The sequence below is a fragment of the Arthrobacter sp. DualSoilB13 genome (assembly GCF_055389195.1).
In genome coordinates this window covers 892,754-908,206 of record NZ_AP035865.1, presented here as the reverse complement: position 1 = coordinate 908,206, position 15,453 = coordinate 892,754, and the positions used below count along the sequence as shown (strand labels likewise).

13 protein-coding genes and 1 tRNA gene are annotated in these 15,453 nt (G+C 62.7%); 8 read left to right on the top strand and 6 right to left on the bottom strand.

Going from position 1 to position 15,453, the window contains the following annotated elements; all coding sequences use genetic code 11:
- Positions 1-94 precede the first annotated feature (94 nt).
- Positions 95-316, bottom strand: coding sequence for a hypothetical protein (locus ACZ5J0_RS04325; protein WP_238703238.1), 222 nt, complete (start codon positions 314-316; stop codon positions 95-97).
- 335 nt (positions 317-651) lie between these two features.
- Positions 652-936 (bottom strand): DUF1905 domain-containing protein, encoded by a 285-nt coding sequence (locus tag ACZ5J0_RS04320; RefSeq protein ID WP_142936526.1) that lies wholly within the window; start codon positions 934-936, stop codon positions 652-654.
- Positions 937-1,175: 239 nt separating this feature from the next.
- Between ACZ5J0_RS04320 and ACZ5J0_RS04315 the strand changes: the two genes are divergently transcribed.
- Positions 1,176-1,478 (top strand): hypothetical protein, encoded by a 303-nt coding sequence (locus tag ACZ5J0_RS04315; protein WP_142936527.1) that lies wholly within the window; start codon positions 1,176-1,178, stop codon positions 1,476-1,478.
- A gap of 77 nt (positions 1,479-1,555) precedes the next feature.
- On the opposite strand, the gene ACZ5J0_RS04310 is transcribed toward ACZ5J0_RS04315, so the two are convergent.
- The gene (locus ACZ5J0_RS04310) at positions 1,556-4,006 is read right to left on the bottom strand and encodes a carboxypeptidase regulatory-like domain-containing protein (protein WP_464094257.1); all 2,451 of its coding nucleotides are present in this window, start codon (positions 4,004-4,006) and stop codon (positions 1,556-1,558) included.
- Positions 4,007-4,309: 303 nt separating this feature from the next.
- Between ACZ5J0_RS04310 and ACZ5J0_RS04305 the strand changes: the two genes are divergently transcribed.
- On the top strand, positions 4,310-4,801 hold the full coding sequence (locus tag ACZ5J0_RS04305; RefSeq protein WP_142936535.1) for a DUF2306 domain-containing protein: 492 nt from the start codon (positions 4,310-4,312) through the stop codon (positions 4,799-4,801).
- Between the two features lie 340 nt (positions 4,802-5,141).
- On the top strand, positions 5,142-6,416 hold the full coding sequence (locus ACZ5J0_RS04300; RefSeq protein WP_464094256.1) for a Fic family protein: 1,275 nt from the start codon (positions 5,142-5,144) through the stop codon (positions 6,414-6,416).
- Between the two features lie 271 nt (positions 6,417-6,687).
- Here the strand turns inward: ACZ5J0_RS04300 and ACZ5J0_RS04295 are convergent.
- Both ACZ5J0_RS04295 and ACZ5J0_RS04290 read right to left on the bottom strand, forming a co-directional pair.
- Positions 6,688-6,764, bottom strand: a tRNA-Thr gene (locus tag ACZ5J0_RS04295).
- A gap of 144 nt (positions 6,765-6,908) precedes the next feature.
- Entirely contained in the window at positions 6,909-7,787 is an 879-nt protein-coding gene (locus tag ACZ5J0_RS04290; RefSeq protein ID WP_187697047.1) for a DsbA family protein, read from the bottom strand.
- A 177-nt stretch (positions 7,788-7,964) separates the two neighbouring features.
- On the opposite strand from ACZ5J0_RS04290, the gene ACZ5J0_RS04285 reads away from it, so the two are divergent.
- The 5 genes from ACZ5J0_RS04285 (at position 7,965) to ACZ5J0_RS04265 (ending at position 14,645) form a co-directional block, all read left to right on the top strand.
- Complete coding sequence (locus tag ACZ5J0_RS04285; RefSeq protein WP_142936537.1) at positions 7,965-9,458, top strand: alpha,alpha-trehalose-phosphate synthase (UDP-forming); 1,494 nt, start codon at positions 7,965-7,967, stop codon at positions 9,456-9,458.
- Positions 9,448-10,245, top strand: coding sequence for a trehalose-phosphatase (otsB, locus tag ACZ5J0_RS04280; RefSeq protein WP_166841640.1), 798 nt, complete (start codon positions 9,448-9,450; stop codon positions 10,243-10,245). Before ACZ5J0_RS04285 ends, otsB begins: the two co-directional genes overlap by 11 nt.
- Positions 10,246-10,452: 207 nt before the next feature.
- Positions 10,453-11,535, top strand: coding sequence for an ABC transporter ATP-binding protein (locus ACZ5J0_RS04275; RefSeq protein ID WP_142936539.1), 1,083 nt, complete (start codon positions 10,453-10,455; stop codon positions 11,533-11,535).
- Positions 11,536-11,628: 93 nt separating this feature from the next.
- Positions 11,629-13,233 carry a beta-N-acetylhexosaminidase gene (locus tag ACZ5J0_RS04270; RefSeq protein ID WP_464094255.1) on the top strand — a complete coding sequence of 535 codons (1,605 nt, stop codon included), beginning with the start codon at positions 11,629-11,631 and terminating at the stop codon, positions 13,231-13,233.
- Positions 13,230-14,645, top strand: a complete 1,416-nt coding sequence (locus ACZ5J0_RS04265) for a DUF4032 domain-containing protein (protein WP_142936541.1) — start codon at positions 13,230-13,232, stop codon at positions 14,643-14,645. Before ACZ5J0_RS04270 ends, ACZ5J0_RS04265 begins: the two co-directional genes overlap by 4 nt.
- A 62-nt stretch (positions 14,646-14,707) precedes the next feature.
- Here the strand turns inward: ACZ5J0_RS04265 and ACZ5J0_RS04260 are convergent, their stop codons facing one another.
- Positions 14,708-15,409: a GntR family transcriptional regulator gene (locus ACZ5J0_RS04260; protein WP_464094254.1), complete on the bottom strand. Its 702-nt coding sequence runs from the start codon at positions 15,407-15,409 to the stop codon at positions 14,708-14,710.
- Positions 15,410-15,453: the final 44 nt, after the last annotated feature.

The window sequence follows — 15,453 nt, the reverse complement described above, 5'->3', positions numbered from 1 at the left end:
CAAGTATGGAACTGTCAACCTAGACTGACAAGCTGCTTCGGTTGGATTGAGGGCTTACGGCCCTAGGGGATCCCTGCGCCCCGGGAGCTTGGCGTTAGTGTGAGCACGTTGAGTGCGCGGAGGACGGGACGCCCTTGGTCGCATAGGCCGCTGCGGCCTCCACAGGTGGCTCTTCGGCGAACTCCCTCCGGGCATCGTGGACCACTGCGCCATTGACGATCGTCAGGTCGGCCCGCTCGCCGAGGAGTTCGTCCGCTCCAAGAGCGTAGAGATTCGAAGACCAGACCACGACGTCGGCCCTCGCACCTACGCGGATGACGCCCAGTTCATCTTCTGCGTGCCAAGCCCACGCGCCGCCTTGCGTGTAGGAAGCAATTTGGGGTCAGACCACCGGGAGTCGTTTTGCAGGAAGGGAAGAGACACACGCGGGGGATCGGACGAATTCAGAGTCGTGGCGTGAATGGCCTGCTCACCCCGGTATTCACGGTTCCAATGAGCAACGGGGCGCCGGGCGACTCAGCATCATCGGGTAACTTTGGCGCCGCGTGCTGAACGCCAGTCACATTTGGTTTGCAGCTTCGACTACCCCAACAAGACTGACGGCTGAAAAGATCCGGCGGCGGATTTCAGCTAGTTCTTGGAGTTCTAGTGTCAGTTCAGTCGCTGAGTGAGGTGAACTTCAACGGCGTCACCGTCGCCCTTGCCGATGGCTTTGCGGACAGGAGCGGCCACCGGCAGTTTGTGCGTACCGTCTCCCAACGCCATGAAGGCTCCAGTGAACGGGTGCCCGTCTACTGTGCCGGCCACTTTGACCAGTCCACGGGTTCCAAAGATCTTCGCTGACTCAGGCAATTGGACACAGGTCCAGGTATCTCCTGGTCGAACTTTGCCGAGCAGGGCAACAAAGGTGATGTCCAGTGGTTGTGGTTCTGCCATCTTCTCGTCCTTGTCACTGTGCCGAGCTGGACGCTGCCGCTTATTCGGGCAGCGTATTGACGGACACTCTGCCGTCCTGGCAATTCTGACAAGTACGTGACGCGTTGCCAACGAACCATTAGGTGCTCGTAGCTAGGATAAAGACGAAACTGAAGGTGCAACCCGCGCACCTGGCAGCGGGTTCCGTCTCCCGCACCCTGGCACTACCAACTCACCATCCCGCACAACGAGAAATGAATATGGAACTTCTTGACGCCCACACGGTTGTGATCTCTGCCGTCTTCTTGGTGCACATCACAGGTGTGATGATCGTGGCCGCCTCGATCGCTGGCTTGGTGATCTCACTCTTTACCGTCGTACTCGCCGTGCATTCCGTCCGCACCACGTGGGAACTGACGCAAAACTGGCGAAGCAGAGGCCGCTTCGAAGGCAGTTTCAACAAGGTTCTTGGCTCGTTGAAAGCAGGCGTTCTGGCAGCACGTCCGTTGATTGCTGCGGCGCGGCGGCGGATCAGCCGGTTGTCATCGTTCAAGCCCGAGTAAGGGCCGGACACGGCAAGGCTCAGCGGATAGCCGGAGCCACCGCCGCCAACCAAGCGACCCCCGTCAGCAACTTCTGATCAGCCGATCAGGGCCGTGGCCGCAGAGTAGCGCGCCAGTGCAGTGTACGCAGTCTTTGTGCCGGTCACGCGTACTTTGATGGCACTTCCCTTGTCCGCAGCGACCAGTTTGTACGTCTGGGCGGTGGCGCCCGAAATGGCGGTGCTTCCGCGGTACCACTGGTAGGTCAGCGTCACGGGCGCAGGACCCCACGTGCCGGGAGTCGCAGTGAGCGTGCTGCCCACCGTGTTGGTGCCCGACACCGCAGGAACCGGAGCCGTCAGGGTACCGGCAGCGACCGCAGCCGTAGCAGCGGAAGTCTTCGCCGCCGTCGTAAACCCGGCTTTCGAACCCGTGACCTTGACCGTCATGGCCTTACCCAGATCAGCCGCAACCAACGAATAAGTAGCAGAAGTAGCACCCGTCACGGCAACACCGCTCCGGAACCACTGATAAGCCAGCGTCACAGGAGCAGGACCCCACGCCCCCGGAGCAGCCGTCAACACCGAGCCGACCTTCACCGTCCCGGACATCGTCGGCACCGGAGCCGTCAAGGTCCCGGCAGCGACAGCAGCCGTAGCAGCGGAAGTCTTCGCCGCCGTCGTAAACCCTGCTTTCGAACCCGTGACCTTGACCGTCATGGCCTTACCCAGATCAGCCGCAACCAACGAGTAAGTAGCAGAAGTAGCACCCGCCACCGCAACACCGCTCCGGAACCACTGATACGCCAACGTCACAGTAGCCGGACCCCACGCACCCGGAGCAGCCGTCAACACCGAGCCGACCTTCACCGTCCCGGACATCGTCGGTACCGGAGCCGTCAAGGTCCCGGCAGCGACGGTGACGGTGGCCTGGCCGTAATAGGGCTGCAGGGGCCAGTCGTGGACACTCAGCCGGGCAGTGACTTTCTTGCCGGCGTCGGAGGCTTGGAGGAGGAACGTCGGCCCGTTTGACCTGTAGTCCTGCACGCCGTCGACGAACCAGTCGTAGTAAGGACCAAAATCGGGAGCGGGATTCAGGGTGCCGTGGTCAACGGTCAGAGTGTTCCCGGCGCTGGGCGTTCCCAGAAGGGTGAAGGGCTTGGAAGCCGTGACGGCATCGGCGCCCGATTTTCCGCCGTGTACCGAGGTGGAGTATGAGGCATACCCGGTCTTGGTCCCGCTGACTTTCGCCCAGATGTCGTACCCGGCATCAGCGGCGGTGGGCACGTACGCAGTGGTGGTGGCGCCGGCAATGTCCTGAAGGGCCTCGCCGTCTTTGGAGCGCTGCCACTGGTAGGCGAGGGTCACCGGAGCCGGTCCCCAGACACCGGGATCAACGGTCAGTTTCTGTCCGGCCTGGGCAGAACCGTAAACGAATGGCCTGCCAGGTGCCAGCGACAGCCCTTCGACGTCCAGTTGCATGGTCAGCTTTACACGCTGGCCGGCAGCGGTTGCCGTCAGAACGGTGGCCGTGTCCTTGGTGGCCGTATTGTCGTAGCATTCGGCCTTGTAGCGTTTTTCGCGGGGCGTGCCCTCGTAAACCGTGTCCGAGACGCAGAGCTTGTATTTCTTTCCCACTGCCATGCGCCAGTAGATCTTGCCCTGCGCATCCGAGGTAAGCGGACCCATCTGTGGTCCGTCCCAGGCTCCCGTTGCGTCGTTGTAGACCCACGGGACATACCCGACGTCGGCAATCGGCGCGCCTGCCGGATCGACGACAGTTGCTTCCATGAGGGTTTCATCCTTGAGGATGAAGTTCACGTTGGTCCACTGCACACCGGGCGGGACGGTAGCCGTGCTGTAGGTATCCACGGTGCCCGTGCCGTTCCAATACTGTTCCAGGTAGAGACGCTGGCCCGACTCGTCCCGGACGCTGATGTATGCCTGGTTGGGCGGAATCTTGGTGAGGGTGAAGTAGCCGTTGGCATCAGGCTTGGTGCTGCTCACCTGTCCGCCGTTGTTGGGTGAGGCAGAGACGGACACTGCTGTCACGGGCTGGCCAGCCTTATTAGTGACCCTGCCGCTCATGCTGCCGAAGGCTTCCAACTGCGGGTTGAAAGTGGTGATGGGGGCAGCGTCGGTGACGGCAACCGGCGTCGAACCGTAGGAACTGGACTGGTTCGCGTTCCACTCGTCGGCGTAGGTGGCGGAGCAAGGTCCGCTGCTGCAGGTGGTCCACAGCTTGTAACTGCCGGCAGTCGGCACGCTAAAGCTGTAGGAGCCATCGGGGGCAGACCACGCACCGGCCACCAAGGAGGCGCGGTCGTCATTGGTGTACGCCCCCACCCATACGTCGCCAAGCGCAGTGGCCGTTGCCGATGCCGTCAGTTTTCCTTTGACCACACCCTTGAAGGTGTAGGTTGCGGCCGAGGCGGGTGCCGCGCCGGCGAAAAGGCCGGCAGCCACCAGGACGGCCGTCACCAGGGCGGCCCACACTCCTTGCCGTGTCCTTCGAAGCGGATGGTGAGTGGCAGGTCGAGCCAACGGCATGGGTAAGGTCCTTTTCCCCAAGAAAGTGACTGAGCGGACCGAGCGGTCCCCTGTCATCGTAGGCACGGGACCGCAGGAGTGCCATGGGGAGAGCTGCCCAGTGCGCTGAGGCGATGAACTCACGACGGCGGCACTCGGCCCGGTGGGCCTGTTCAGTACCTCGCCGGACGGGATCATTCGGATCTGCGCCGCGTGATTGGATGAAGACGACCCTGAGCTCTTGTACCAGTTCCCGGCAAAGATCTCAGCCGCCCCCCGCCAACACGATCCGGTAAGCCCCATCCGACTCGCTAGGCTGGCCACATGCCTTCGCCGTGGACTTTCCTGATCGCCCTGCATGCCATCGCAGCGGGCTACGCCCTGATCTTCGGCGCAGTGAACCTGCTCCGCCGCAACAAAGGCAGCGCAGCGCACAAGATCCTGGGCCGCATCTGGGCGGTAGCCATGTACATCGTGGTCCTCACCTCCTTCGGGATCCGGACCATCGACGGAGGATTCAACTGGCTCCACGCGCTATCCGTCCTGACGTTCTGCACTCTGACCACGGGCCTGTGGTGCGTCCGCCGCGGCAACATCCGTGCCCATCAGCGGTTCATGAGCGGCAGTTACTTCGGCCTTGTCGGAGCATTCATCGGCGTCGTGGCCGTGCCTGACAGGCGACTCCCCCAAATGGCCATACACGACCTTGCCGGCCTCACACTCTGGGTAGCTGCCGTGGCCCTTACAGCCGGTCTGACCGTCGCGGGGCTGTTGCAGCTCCGACAGAAGGCCAGCGTTGCCCGTGCAGACGGTTGAATGTCCGTCCAGTCGTCCCGGTACGCTGGCGCTAATCTCGAGCGCTTGGCGAGACGGGATGCATGAGACGCCACCGGCGACACCACTCTGCTTGCCGGTTGCGTCGCGCTTCTCCGAAGCCACCGCGACGGCCATGGGCTGGACGAAAGCCACCGACCTGGGCACCGGCCTGGCCGACGTAAAGGCCGGCACGTCCGACGCGTACTACCCGGCGAACCCTGCCACGGTCACCATCCATGTCCACGGAGCCGACACGCCCCGATGTGAGAACCAACACCACAGAAATTCTCATTTTATCCCCATATGAGAAAATCAAGTAAGTGTCTTCGCAAAGGAACAAATGGCCTCACAGTCTCGACAGCCCCGCGGCATCTCTGCCGGCGGAGAGTTTACCGCCAGCGCACACCCCGAACCGGGCGCCTCCTTGACCACTGGTGTCGGAGGTTGGCCAGCCATTGGCTACGAGAAACATCCCTGGGAAACCGATCCTGACCGCGGCGCTTCCCGAAGGCAGCGGCTGCTGGCCCGTGACCCTTACGAGGCCGCAGTCGCCCCCGAGATCGCCCGCCTGGACCCGGCCATTGATTCCCGCACGCAGGCGCTGGCAGAAGCCGCCACGGTGGAGATGGTCCGCTTCGACGCCGAGCTGGGCCGGGAAACCACCCCGTTCGCGGCGCTGCTGCTGCGCAGCGAGTCCGCTTCCAGCTCCCAGATTGAGAATCTGACAGCCAGCGCACGCAAGATCGCCCTGGCCCAGCTGGGTGACACCTCCAGTACAAACGCCTCACTGATCGCCTCCAACGTCCGGGCCCTGCAGGCGGCGATAGACCTGTCCGAGGATCTGTCGGCGCAGAATATTGCGGTCATGCATCACTCCCTGCTGAACGCCTCCGACGAAAACATCGCCGGCGAGTACCGGGACGCCCAGAACTGGATCCGCGGCAACTCCCCTCACACTGCCGAGTTCGTCCCGCCCCATCCAGACAAGGTGATGCCGGCGGTGGAGGACCTGGTGGCCTTCATGCTGCGCGATGACATCCCGGCACTGACCCAGGCGGCGATCGCGCACGCCCAGTTCGAGACCATCCACCCGTTCGCCGACGGAAACGGCCGCACCGGGAGGGCCATCGTCAGCGCACTGCTGCGGGCCAAGGGCGTTACCGAAAACGTCACCGTGCCAGTGTCCTCAGGGTTATTGACGGATACCGGCCTGTACTTCGATGCTCTGGGCGCGTATCGCGAAGGGGACATCCAGCCGATCGTGGAGCGCTTTGCGGAATCCGCTGTCCGGGCTGTGGACAACGGCCGGCAACTGGCGGCAGACATTGAGGCGGTAGAGGCAAGCTACCGGGACCGCCTGGCCGGTAGTCCCTCATCCGTCCGCAAGGTCCTGCACCTGATACCACGCGAGCCGGCACTGACCGCTGAGATGGTCGCAGAACACACCGGAGCATCCCTGGCCACCGCGTACCGCGCTGTCGAACGGCTGGAGGAAGCCGGTGTCCTGTCATCCGCCGGCAAAATCCGCGGCACCCGCGTCTGGGTGGCGCCGGACATCATCACGGCCCTGGATGCCTTCGCATACCGGGCAGGACGCCGGAACAGGCACCGCTGAATTCTAAAGCGTTCAACACGTTCAGGCTGCTGAGCTTCGTCACGGAACCCTGGCCGCTTCCGAATTCGGGACATTGGACATCCGGGTCATACGGTCGGCAACCACAGACATGCAGCCGTGAAAGACGTCCGTCCTCCACCGACTGCCGGTCCCATCCAGACGACACGTCCACCAGTGAGCGCCGTCGCTGTGTTGAAGGCCTGCAGTGCCGTGCATCGCAAACAAGTAAAACCCCTCCATCCCGGCAAAATCGCCGGTACGGAGGGGTTCATGGAGCCCCCTGTCGGATTCGAACCGACGACCCCCGCTTTACAAGAGCGGTGCTCTGGCCAACTGAGCTAAGGAGGCACGCTTCGGTTACCCAAAGCAACGCGCGAAAGAGCGCTAGATAAGGTTAGCCCAGACCATCCCCGTCAACGAAATTCGCTGCCAAGCAGCAGCGGCCGGCCACCCGCAAAGGGTGACCGGCCGCCGTCGTGCATTCCGCGAGGGTTAGCCCTTGGCGGTGATTGCCGTCTGGATCTCAGCGTTCAGGTCGGACCTGCCGTCCCACTGCTTGCCGTCGATGAATACGGTGGGAGTACCGGTGACGCCGATCGCCGCAGCTTCCTGGGTGGCAACCTTCACCCACGGACGGAACTGCTTGCTGTCGATGCAGGAGTCGATGTTGGCCGCACCGATTTCGGTGGCCATTTTTTTCAGGTCGTTGTCGGAGATGCCCGCTCCACCTTCAGCCGGCTGGCGTTCGAAGAGCAGGTTGAAGAATTCCGCGTACTTCTCGGGCGAGGAGTTCACTACGCAGGCAGCAGCGTTGGCTGCCCGTGAGGAGTAGTTGGTGGTGGACTGGCGGTCCAGGAAGCCGAGGGCACGGTACTCGAGGGAGATCTTGCCTTCGTTGCGCAGGTTGGTGAGAGATTCGCCGTAAGCGGTCTCGAACTGCTTGCAAACGGGGCAGATGAAGTCGATGTAGGCAATGACCTTGACGGGCTTGCCGGCCTCGGCCTCGCCGCCCGGAACGGTTACCGTAGCCGGCTTGGTTTCCAGGGGAGCCGGGACATCAGCGACGTTGACTGTGGCAGGTTCCGATTTCACCACTTCAGTGTTGGCCAGCAAAGTGATGCCGCCGTGAACGTTGCCGTTCGCCGGGGTGGGACCCTGATCGGCCACAGGCGCATTGTTGTTCTGGGCTCCAATGAACGCGAAGGCAATGACGACGATGATGACCACCACGGCCGCCACGATTCCCCAGCCGACAAGAAGCTTGTTGCGCTTCTCCTTCTTCAGCTGTTCTTCGCGGATTGCGCGTGCTTTCTCCCGCGCCTGGGCGGTTCTTTCGGCCTTGGACAGGCGTGATTCGTTTGCGGGGCTCATCAGTTCCTCGGGGTATTCGACGTCAACGTGCATAGCTTGGGGCAACGGGGCCAGTTTACGGGAGCAAACTTGAAGGTTTACTCACGCCCATTTGACCCTGTTGTTGAACGATCAACTGCCCGGGATGATTCCGCTAGTAGGCTGGGAGGTGAATCACAGCAACCTTAGGGAGCATTGATGCAGGATTTGGCAAGCGAAAAAGTCGAGGCCGAACAAGGCACCCGAGCTTCTCCTACGAAGAAGCCCACGGCAACCAAGTTCGACTTCATGGTGGTCTCCAACAGGTTGCCGGTGGATCGCATCAGCGATGACAACGAGGAAAGTGGCTGGCGCCGCTCACCCGGCGGCCTGGTCACGGCCCTGGCGCCCATGATGACCAAGAGCGACGGCGCGTGGGTGGGTTGGCATGGCGCCCCTGACGAAACTGTGCGGCCGTTCAGCCACGAAGGCATGGACCTGCTTCCGGTCCAGCTCAGCACCGACGACGTTGAGCTGTTCTACGAGGGCTTCTCCAATGCGACCATTTGGCCGCTGTACCACGACGTCATTGCGCCGCCGGAATTCCACAGGACCTGGTGGGATTCCTATCGGAAGGTCAACAGGAAGTTTGCCGACGCCGTTACCCGGCACGCTTCCGAAGGCGCCACGGTGTGGGTCCAGGACTACCAGCTGCAGCTCGTTCCGAGGCTGCTGCGCGAATCCCGCCCGGACCTGAAGATCGGCTTCTTCAACCACATCCCGTTCCCTCCCCCGGAGATCTTTGCGCAGCTCCCGTGGCGTCGCGAAATCATTGACGGTTTGCTCGGGGCAGACCTTCTGGGCTTCCAGCGCCCCAGCGATGCCGGCAACTTCATGAGATCGGCCCGCAGGTTCCTGGGCGCAAGCGTCAAGCAGCAGCAGGTCCACGTCAAGGGCGCCGACGGCCAGGTCACCCACATCGCGCGGGCCCAGGCCTTCCCGATTTCCATCGATGTCGCCCAGATCCGCGAGCTCGCAGACCGGCCGGACATCATTGAACGCGCCCGGCAGATCCGCAAGGACCTGGGTAACCCCAAAACCATCCTCCTGGGCGTGGACCGGCTGGACTACACCAAAGGCATCCGGCACCGCCTCAAGGCTTTCGAAGAACTCCTGGCGGATGGGCACATCAAGGTGGAGGATGCCACGCTCATCCAGGTGGCAAGTCCCAGCCGCGAACGGGTGGAGCAGTACCGGCTGCTGCGCGAGGAAATCGAAGGCACCGTGGGCCACATCAACGGCACCTACGACACCATCCAGAACACCGCGGTGCGCTACTTGCACCACAGCTACCCGGTGGAGGAGATGGTCGCGTTGTACCTCGCGGCGGACGTCATGCTGGTCACCGCCCTGCGCGATGGCATGAACCTTGTTGCCAAGGAATACGTGACCGCCCGTCAAAACGACGACGGTGCACTGGTCCTCAGTGAGTTCGCCGGTGCTGCCGATCAGCTCAAGCAGGCATTCCTGATCAACCCCCACGACATCGATGGCCTCAAATCGACAGTCCTGAAGGCCATCACCCTGGATCCCAAGGAAGCCCGCCGCCGCATGAAGCTGATGCGCAAGCAGATTCTGGATCACGACGTCGATCATTGGTCAGCTGAGTTCCTGGCCGCCTTGGAGGAGAAGGTGGTCCGTGATGACAGCTGAGAGCCTTTCACTGTCACCTGAGCTGCTGGAAGCCGTCCGGCGCATTTCCAGCACCGAGCACCTGTTGGTTGCCCTCGATTTCGACGGCACCCTCTCCCCGCTGGTTGACCGTGCGGAGGACGCACGCCCGCTGCCCCGGTCCGCCGCGGCCTTGGAGGCCCTGGCACAACTACCGCGCACGACGACGGCACTCATCTCAGGCCGCGCACTGGACAGTCTGCGGCTGGTCGCCTCGCCTCCCGCCGGTACGTTGCTGATCGGCAGCCACGGCGCTGAGGTCTGGCTGGGCGAGGGCTCTTTGGGCTTGGAACTTGACGAGGAACAGCGCACAAAGCTGGCCGCGGTCCGTGAGGTTCTTGCCGAAATCGTGAACATCGCTCCGGGGACGTTGCTCGAGGACAAGCCCGCCGGCGTCGTCCTTCACACCAGGATGGCCGACGACGACGTTGCCGAAGACGCCGTAGAGGCCGCGATGCGAGTCCTCCGGGAGCACCCGGGTGTCTACCTAAAAACCGGCAAGCGCGTGCTGGAGACCTCCGTAGTCCATGCGTCCAAGGGCGAGGCTGTGGAGTTCCTCCGTCAGGCCACCGGCGCGACGGCAATCCTTTTTGCCGGCGACGACGTCACTGATGAGGATGCACTGGGCCGACTGATGGGCGATGACGTAGGCATCAAGGTAGGCCTGGACTTCACCCAAGCCCAGTATCGGGTGGAAGCCCCTGTGCACGTGGCGGAGCTGCTTGAGGCCTTGCTTCGCGAGCGGCGGCAGGTCACAGCGGGGACCTAAGGAAGTGACGAGCACAACTTGTGACGTTCGTAACATTTAGGTGGTTAGTCAAAAAGTCTGACATACTCTTGGATGTGATGTGACGCACAGTACCGTGCGGCGTCACACGATCCTCCCCGGCCATTGGCCGGGGAGTTCAACTGAAGAAAAAGAACCATTCACAACGGATCGTCCGGCACGTACCTGCCGGTGAAGGGATTGATAACTGTGGCTACAGTTACTTTTGATAACGCTACGCGTCTGTACCCGGGCACAGATAAGCCCGCCGTCGATAAACTCAACATCGACATCGCCGATGGCGAATTCCTGGTCCTCGTTGGACCCTCCGGTTGCGGTAAGTCCACCTCCCTGCGAATGCTCGCAGGCCTTGAGGATGTCAACGCCGGCCGTATCCTGATCGGTGATCGCGACGTCACGGACGTCCCGCCGAAGGACCGCGACATCGCGATGGTCTTCCAGAACTACGCCCTGTACCCGCACATGACCGTTGCGGACAACATGGGCTTCGCACTGAAGATTGCCGGCGTTTCCAAGGAAGAGCGCGCCGAGCGTGTCCGCGAAGCCGCCAAGCTCCTTGACCTTGAGCAGTACCTGGACCGCAAGCCGAAGGCACTCTCCGGTGGTCAGCGTCAGCGTGTTGCCATGGGCCGTGCAATCGTCCGTAACCCCCAGGTCTTCCTCATGGATGAGCCGCTGTCCAACCTTGACGCCAAGCTCCGTGTCCAGACCCGTACGCAGATCGCATCCCTGACCCGCCGCCTGGGCGTCACCACCGTTTACGTGACGCACGACCAGGTAGAGGCCATGACCATGGGTGACCGCGTTGCTGTGCTGAAGGACGGCCTGCTGCAGCAGGTTGACACCCCGCGCAACCTCTACGACCGCCCGCAGAACGTCTTCGTTGCAGGCTTCATCGGCTCCCCGGCCATGAACCTGCTGGAACTGCCGGTTGTTGACGGCGGCGTTCAGTTCGGTGGAACGGTCTACCCCGTGCCCCGCGACGTCCTCCAGGAAGCACACGGCCAGACGGTTACCGTTGGCTCGCGTCCTGAAGACCTCGAAACGGTCGGCAACGGCGAAGGCCTCCAGGTTGAGGTTGACGTTGTTGAAGAACTCGGCGCCGACGCCTACGTCTACGGCCACACCATCCTTGATGGCAAGAGCCACGACATCGTCGCCCGCGTCGATGGCCGCCGCCCCCCGATGAAGGGTGAGTCCATCTTCGTTCGTCCGCAGTCCGGCCACGTGCACCTGTTCGACACGAAGACCGGCCTCCGCTTGGGCGACTAATCCCGCCGGCTAGTACATCCGCATTTTGATAGCGGCCCGACCCCTCCAGGTCGGGCCGCTCTCGCGTTAACCTAACTCCCGCGAAAGAATGGCATGAACACGACGGACACCCTGATTCCCCGCCCCTCCCACGTCGCACTCCTGGATGACCCGGCCTTCACGCTTGCCTCCACGGCACGGATCAGCGCGATCGACTCAACTGTGCCGGTTGCCGAACAGCTGGCTTCACTGCTGCGCGGCGCCACAGGTTTCGCGTTGCCTATTGTTGAGGACGCCCGCCCCGGCGACATCTCGCTCGAGTTGGCAGAAGCGTTCGACGGCGGCCCCGAGGCATATGTGCTTACTGTCGCCGAATCCGGTGTCGGGGTAACCGCTTCCACTCCTGCCGGACTCTTCTACGGCGTCCAAACACTGCGGCAACTCTTCCCCGCGGCCATCGAGTCCGGGAGCCGGGGCCACAGTGCAGGCTCCGGCGCGGACGGCGCCTGGGTGATTCCCGCCGTCGAAATTGCGGACGCTCCGCGCTTTGCCTACCGCGGGCTGATGCTGGATGTTGCGCGCAGCTTCTTCACCGTGGACCAGGTGAAAGAGCAGATCGACGTCATGACTCAGTTCAAGCTCAACGCCCTCCACCTGCATCTCACCGACGACCAAGCCTGGCGCATTGAAATCCACGAGCCCGCAGAGAACCCCTCCGCGCTGCCCTACGCGAATCTCACCGGCGTGGGTGGCCAAGGCGCTGTGGAGGTGTCAACGGCCATCCCCGTGCGGGGCCACGAAGGCTTCTACACACAGCAGGACTTCCTGGACATCCAGGCCTATGCCGCCGGCAAGAACGTCCTGGTGGTGCCGGAGATCGACCTCCCGGGACACGTCAACGCTGCCCTCGCCGCGATCCCGCAGCTGAACCCTGACGGCAAAGCCAAGCCGATGAGCACCACGGCGGAGGTAGGCTGGTCAACGCTCACCGAAAACTTGCCCGCAACCTACGAATTTGCCCGGGAGGTGCTCGGGCAACTCGCCGCCATCACGGTAGGCCCTTACCTCCACATCGGTGGCGACGAAGCGAAGGTCACCGAGCACGACCACTACGTCTCCATGGTCCAACAGTTCGCTCGGATCGGCGCAGAAACCGGCAAGACCGTGGTGGGATGGAACGAATTCGCAGCCGTCGAGCTTCCCGAGGGCGCTGTGATCCAGTACTGGCACGGCGATTTCGAGGCCGTGGCACGGCAGGCGGAACACCATGGGGCCAAGGTGCTCATGTCCCCTGCAGACAAGACCTACCTGGACCAGAAATATGCACCGGACAGCCCCATCGGGCTTGAATGGGTGGAAGGCGGGCCGTTCGACTGGGCCGACTACTACAACTGGGATCCAGCGCAGGGCGGTCTGAAGGACCACCACATTCTGGGTGTCGAGGGCGCATTGTGGTCCGAGACAGTCCGGGACAACCAGCAGGCCCAATGGCTCCTCTACCCGAGGGCTGTCTCTTTGGCGGAAGTCGCGTGGTCCGGTCAGGAGGTTCGCAACCCCGGTGACTTCCGACGTCGGCTGGGCGCCTTGGGCGAGCGGCTCGCCAAGCAAGGTGTCGCCTTCCAGGAAGCGCCCGACGTCGAGTGGTCCGCCGTGTCCCAGTGGCCGTTTCCCGAGGCAGAAACATCTTCCCCTCCCAAGTACGGAACAATTGAGGCATGAGCGAGCAAAACGAAGCCCAGTGGCACGACGAACCCACCGACTACGGGCAGATCGGCAAGCTCCCCCGGAAGGAAGCCGCCAGCGCGCAGGACACTGCACCTCCCGCCAGCGTCATCGGGTCCCTGAACATCACCGCGGCTGCTGCCGATCCTGAACTGCTGGATCTCCCATGGCACATCGCGCTGGAGGACTGGCCTGCCGAGAACCTGGCGGCACTGCCCCGCGGTATCTCCCGGCACATCGTGCGTTTCGCCCATTTGGGTGGCTCGGTCATCGCCATCAAGGAAACCTCGGAGCACGTTGCCCGCCACGAGTACCACATGCTGCGGAAGCTGGCCCGGCTGGACGTTCCCTGCGTGGAGCCGGTGGCTGTCATCACGGGCAGGACCACCGCGGACGGCAGGCCGCTGAACCCGGTCCTGGTCACGCGGCACCTGAAATTCTCCATGCCGTACCGTGCGCTGTTTTCCCAGATGCTCCGCAAAGACACCTTGACGCGCCTCATTGATGCCCAGGCGCTGCTGCTGGTGCGCCTGCACCTTGTGGGCTTCTACTGGGGTGACGTTTCACTGTCCAACACCTTGTTCCGCCGTGATGCCGGCGCCTTCGCCGCTTACCTGGTGGACGCCGAAACAGGCGAGCTCTACCCGGACCTCTCCATGGGTCAGCGTGAATACGACCTCGAAATCGCCCGCGTGAACATCGCCGGTGAACTGATGGATTTGCTGGACGGCGGACTCATCGAGGAAAAGGTGGATCCCGTAGCCACCAGTGAGCTGATCATGGACAGCTACCGCCGGCTCTGGACCGAGCTGACGGAGAAGGAATCCTTCGAGCTCGGCGAGAGGTGGCGCGTGGCCGCCCGCATCCGGCGCCTCAACGAGCTGGGCTTTGATGTGGAGGAGTACGCCATCAAGACCACGGCGGACGGATCCACCATCCAGCTCCAGCCCAAAGTGGTGGACGCCGGTCACCACCAGCGTCGTTTGCTGCGCCTTACGGGCCTGGACGCCCAAGAGAACCAAGCCCGCAGGCTCCTCAACGACATGGACCAGTTCCGCGCGGACAACAACCCGGACCTGGACGAGGAAATCAGCGCCCACATTTGGGTCAGCCAGATCTTCGAGCCCATTGTGCGTTCCATTCCGCGTCATTTGGCCGGAAAGCTGGAGCCCGCTGAAGTGGTTCATGAGGTGTTGGAGCACCGCTGGTACATGAGCCAGAAGCAGGACAGGTACGTGCCCCTGGCCGAAACCGTTCAGTCCTACCTGGACACGGTGCTGCAGCACCGCCGCGACGAGGCAGCCATCATGCTGAACCCGGACACGGAGCTTCTCAAGATCCTTGAAGTTGAGGTTGAGGAGTCCGGCCGGTACGACGACGAGGACGAGTACCCGGACGCGGACGACTAACGAGTTTTTGTACAGCTAATGCCCCTAAGAGGGCTTCTAAAGGGCGTTAGCTGTACAAAAACTCACGGTTCCAGTGTCTCGGCCAGCCCGGCCAGGACGGGTTCGCGGCCCAACTCGATGTGTGAGTACGCCAGGGAGTAGGCCAGATCCGGCTTACCCTTCAGGATGGCGTTGCACAGTTCGGTGTGTTCGTCGCGTTGGAGCTCATTGCTGCGGTTGTGGGCCAGCCCGAAGATCCAGCGCATGCGCCCAAACAGGGGTTTCACGGATTCAATGAGCAGCCTGTTACCGGACAGGCGCACTATTTCGGCGTGGAGCTCGGCGCTGATCAAGGCGACGTCGTCGGTCCGTTCGTCGTCGATTGCTGCCTTGGAGGCCTCCATGAGTTCCACCAGCCGACCGCCGTCGCTGCCTTCGGCCACACGCGTGGCAGCCATGCGCGCGGCGAACGTCTCCAAGCAGAGCCGAACGTCGAAAAGCTCGTTGACATCCGTGAGGGTCAGTTGGCGCACCACGGCACCGCGGCGGGGGAAAGTTGCCACAAAGCCGTCCTGTTCCAGGCGCTGGATAGCTTCGCGCACGGGAATGCGGGAGACGTTGTAAAGCTCCGAAAGTTCACGCTCGCGCAACCGCACACCCTGCGCGTACGTTCCCGCGACGATGCCTTCCAACACCAGTTGGTAGACGTTCTCCGCGCGGGCCTCTTTATCGCGGCCATTCCCGTTCTCCGGCATCGCCTCAGCCACTGTCAAACTTCCCTTCATGCAGTCGCCAGTCCTTTGAGTGACGCTCCCCCTACGCTACTTTG

What these genes read in the sequence shown, in the direction of transcription:
- ACZ5J0_RS04285 (WP_142936537.1), top strand. Translation starts at nt 7,965, where the DNA reads ATGCAGGATTTGGCAAGCGAAAAAGTCGAGGCCGAACAAGGCACCCGA.
- otsB (WP_166841640.1), top strand. Translation starts at nt 9,448, where the DNA reads ATGACAGCTGAGAGCCTTTCACTGTCACCTGAGCTGCTGGAAGCCGTC.
- ACZ5J0_RS04290 (WP_187697047.1), bottom strand. Translation starts at nt 7,787, where the DNA reads ATGAGCCCCGCAAACGAATCACGCCTGTCCAAGGCCGAAAGAACCGCC.
- ACZ5J0_RS04320 (WP_142936526.1), bottom strand. Translation starts at nt 936, where the DNA reads ATGGCAGAACCACAACCACTGGACATCACCTTTGTTGCCCTGCTCGGC.
- ACZ5J0_RS04300 (WP_464094256.1), top strand. Translation starts at nt 5,142, where the DNA reads ATGGCCTCACAGTCTCGACAGCCCCGCGGCATCTCTGCCGGCGGAGAG.
- ACZ5J0_RS04310 (WP_464094257.1), bottom strand. Translation starts at nt 4,006, where the DNA reads ATGCCGTTGGCTCGACCTGCCACTCACCATCCGCTTCGAAGGACACGG.
- ACZ5J0_RS04315 (WP_142936527.1), top strand. Translation starts at nt 1,176, where the DNA reads ATGGAACTTCTTGACGCCCACACGGTTGTGATCTCTGCCGTCTTCTTG.
- ACZ5J0_RS04260 (WP_464094254.1), bottom strand. Translation starts at nt 15,409, where the DNA reads ATGAAGGGAAGTTTGACAGTGGCTGAGGCGATGCCGGAGAACGGGAAT.
- ACZ5J0_RS04265 (WP_142936541.1), top strand. Translation starts at nt 13,230, where the DNA reads ATGAGCGAGCAAAACGAAGCCCAGTGGCACGACGAACCCACCGACTAC.
- ACZ5J0_RS04270 (WP_464094255.1), top strand. Translation starts at nt 11,629, where the DNA reads ATGAACACGACGGACACCCTGATTCCCCGCCCCTCCCACGTCGCACTC.
- ACZ5J0_RS04305 (WP_142936535.1), top strand. Translation starts at nt 4,310, where the DNA reads ATGCCTTCGCCGTGGACTTTCCTGATCGCCCTGCATGCCATCGCAGCG.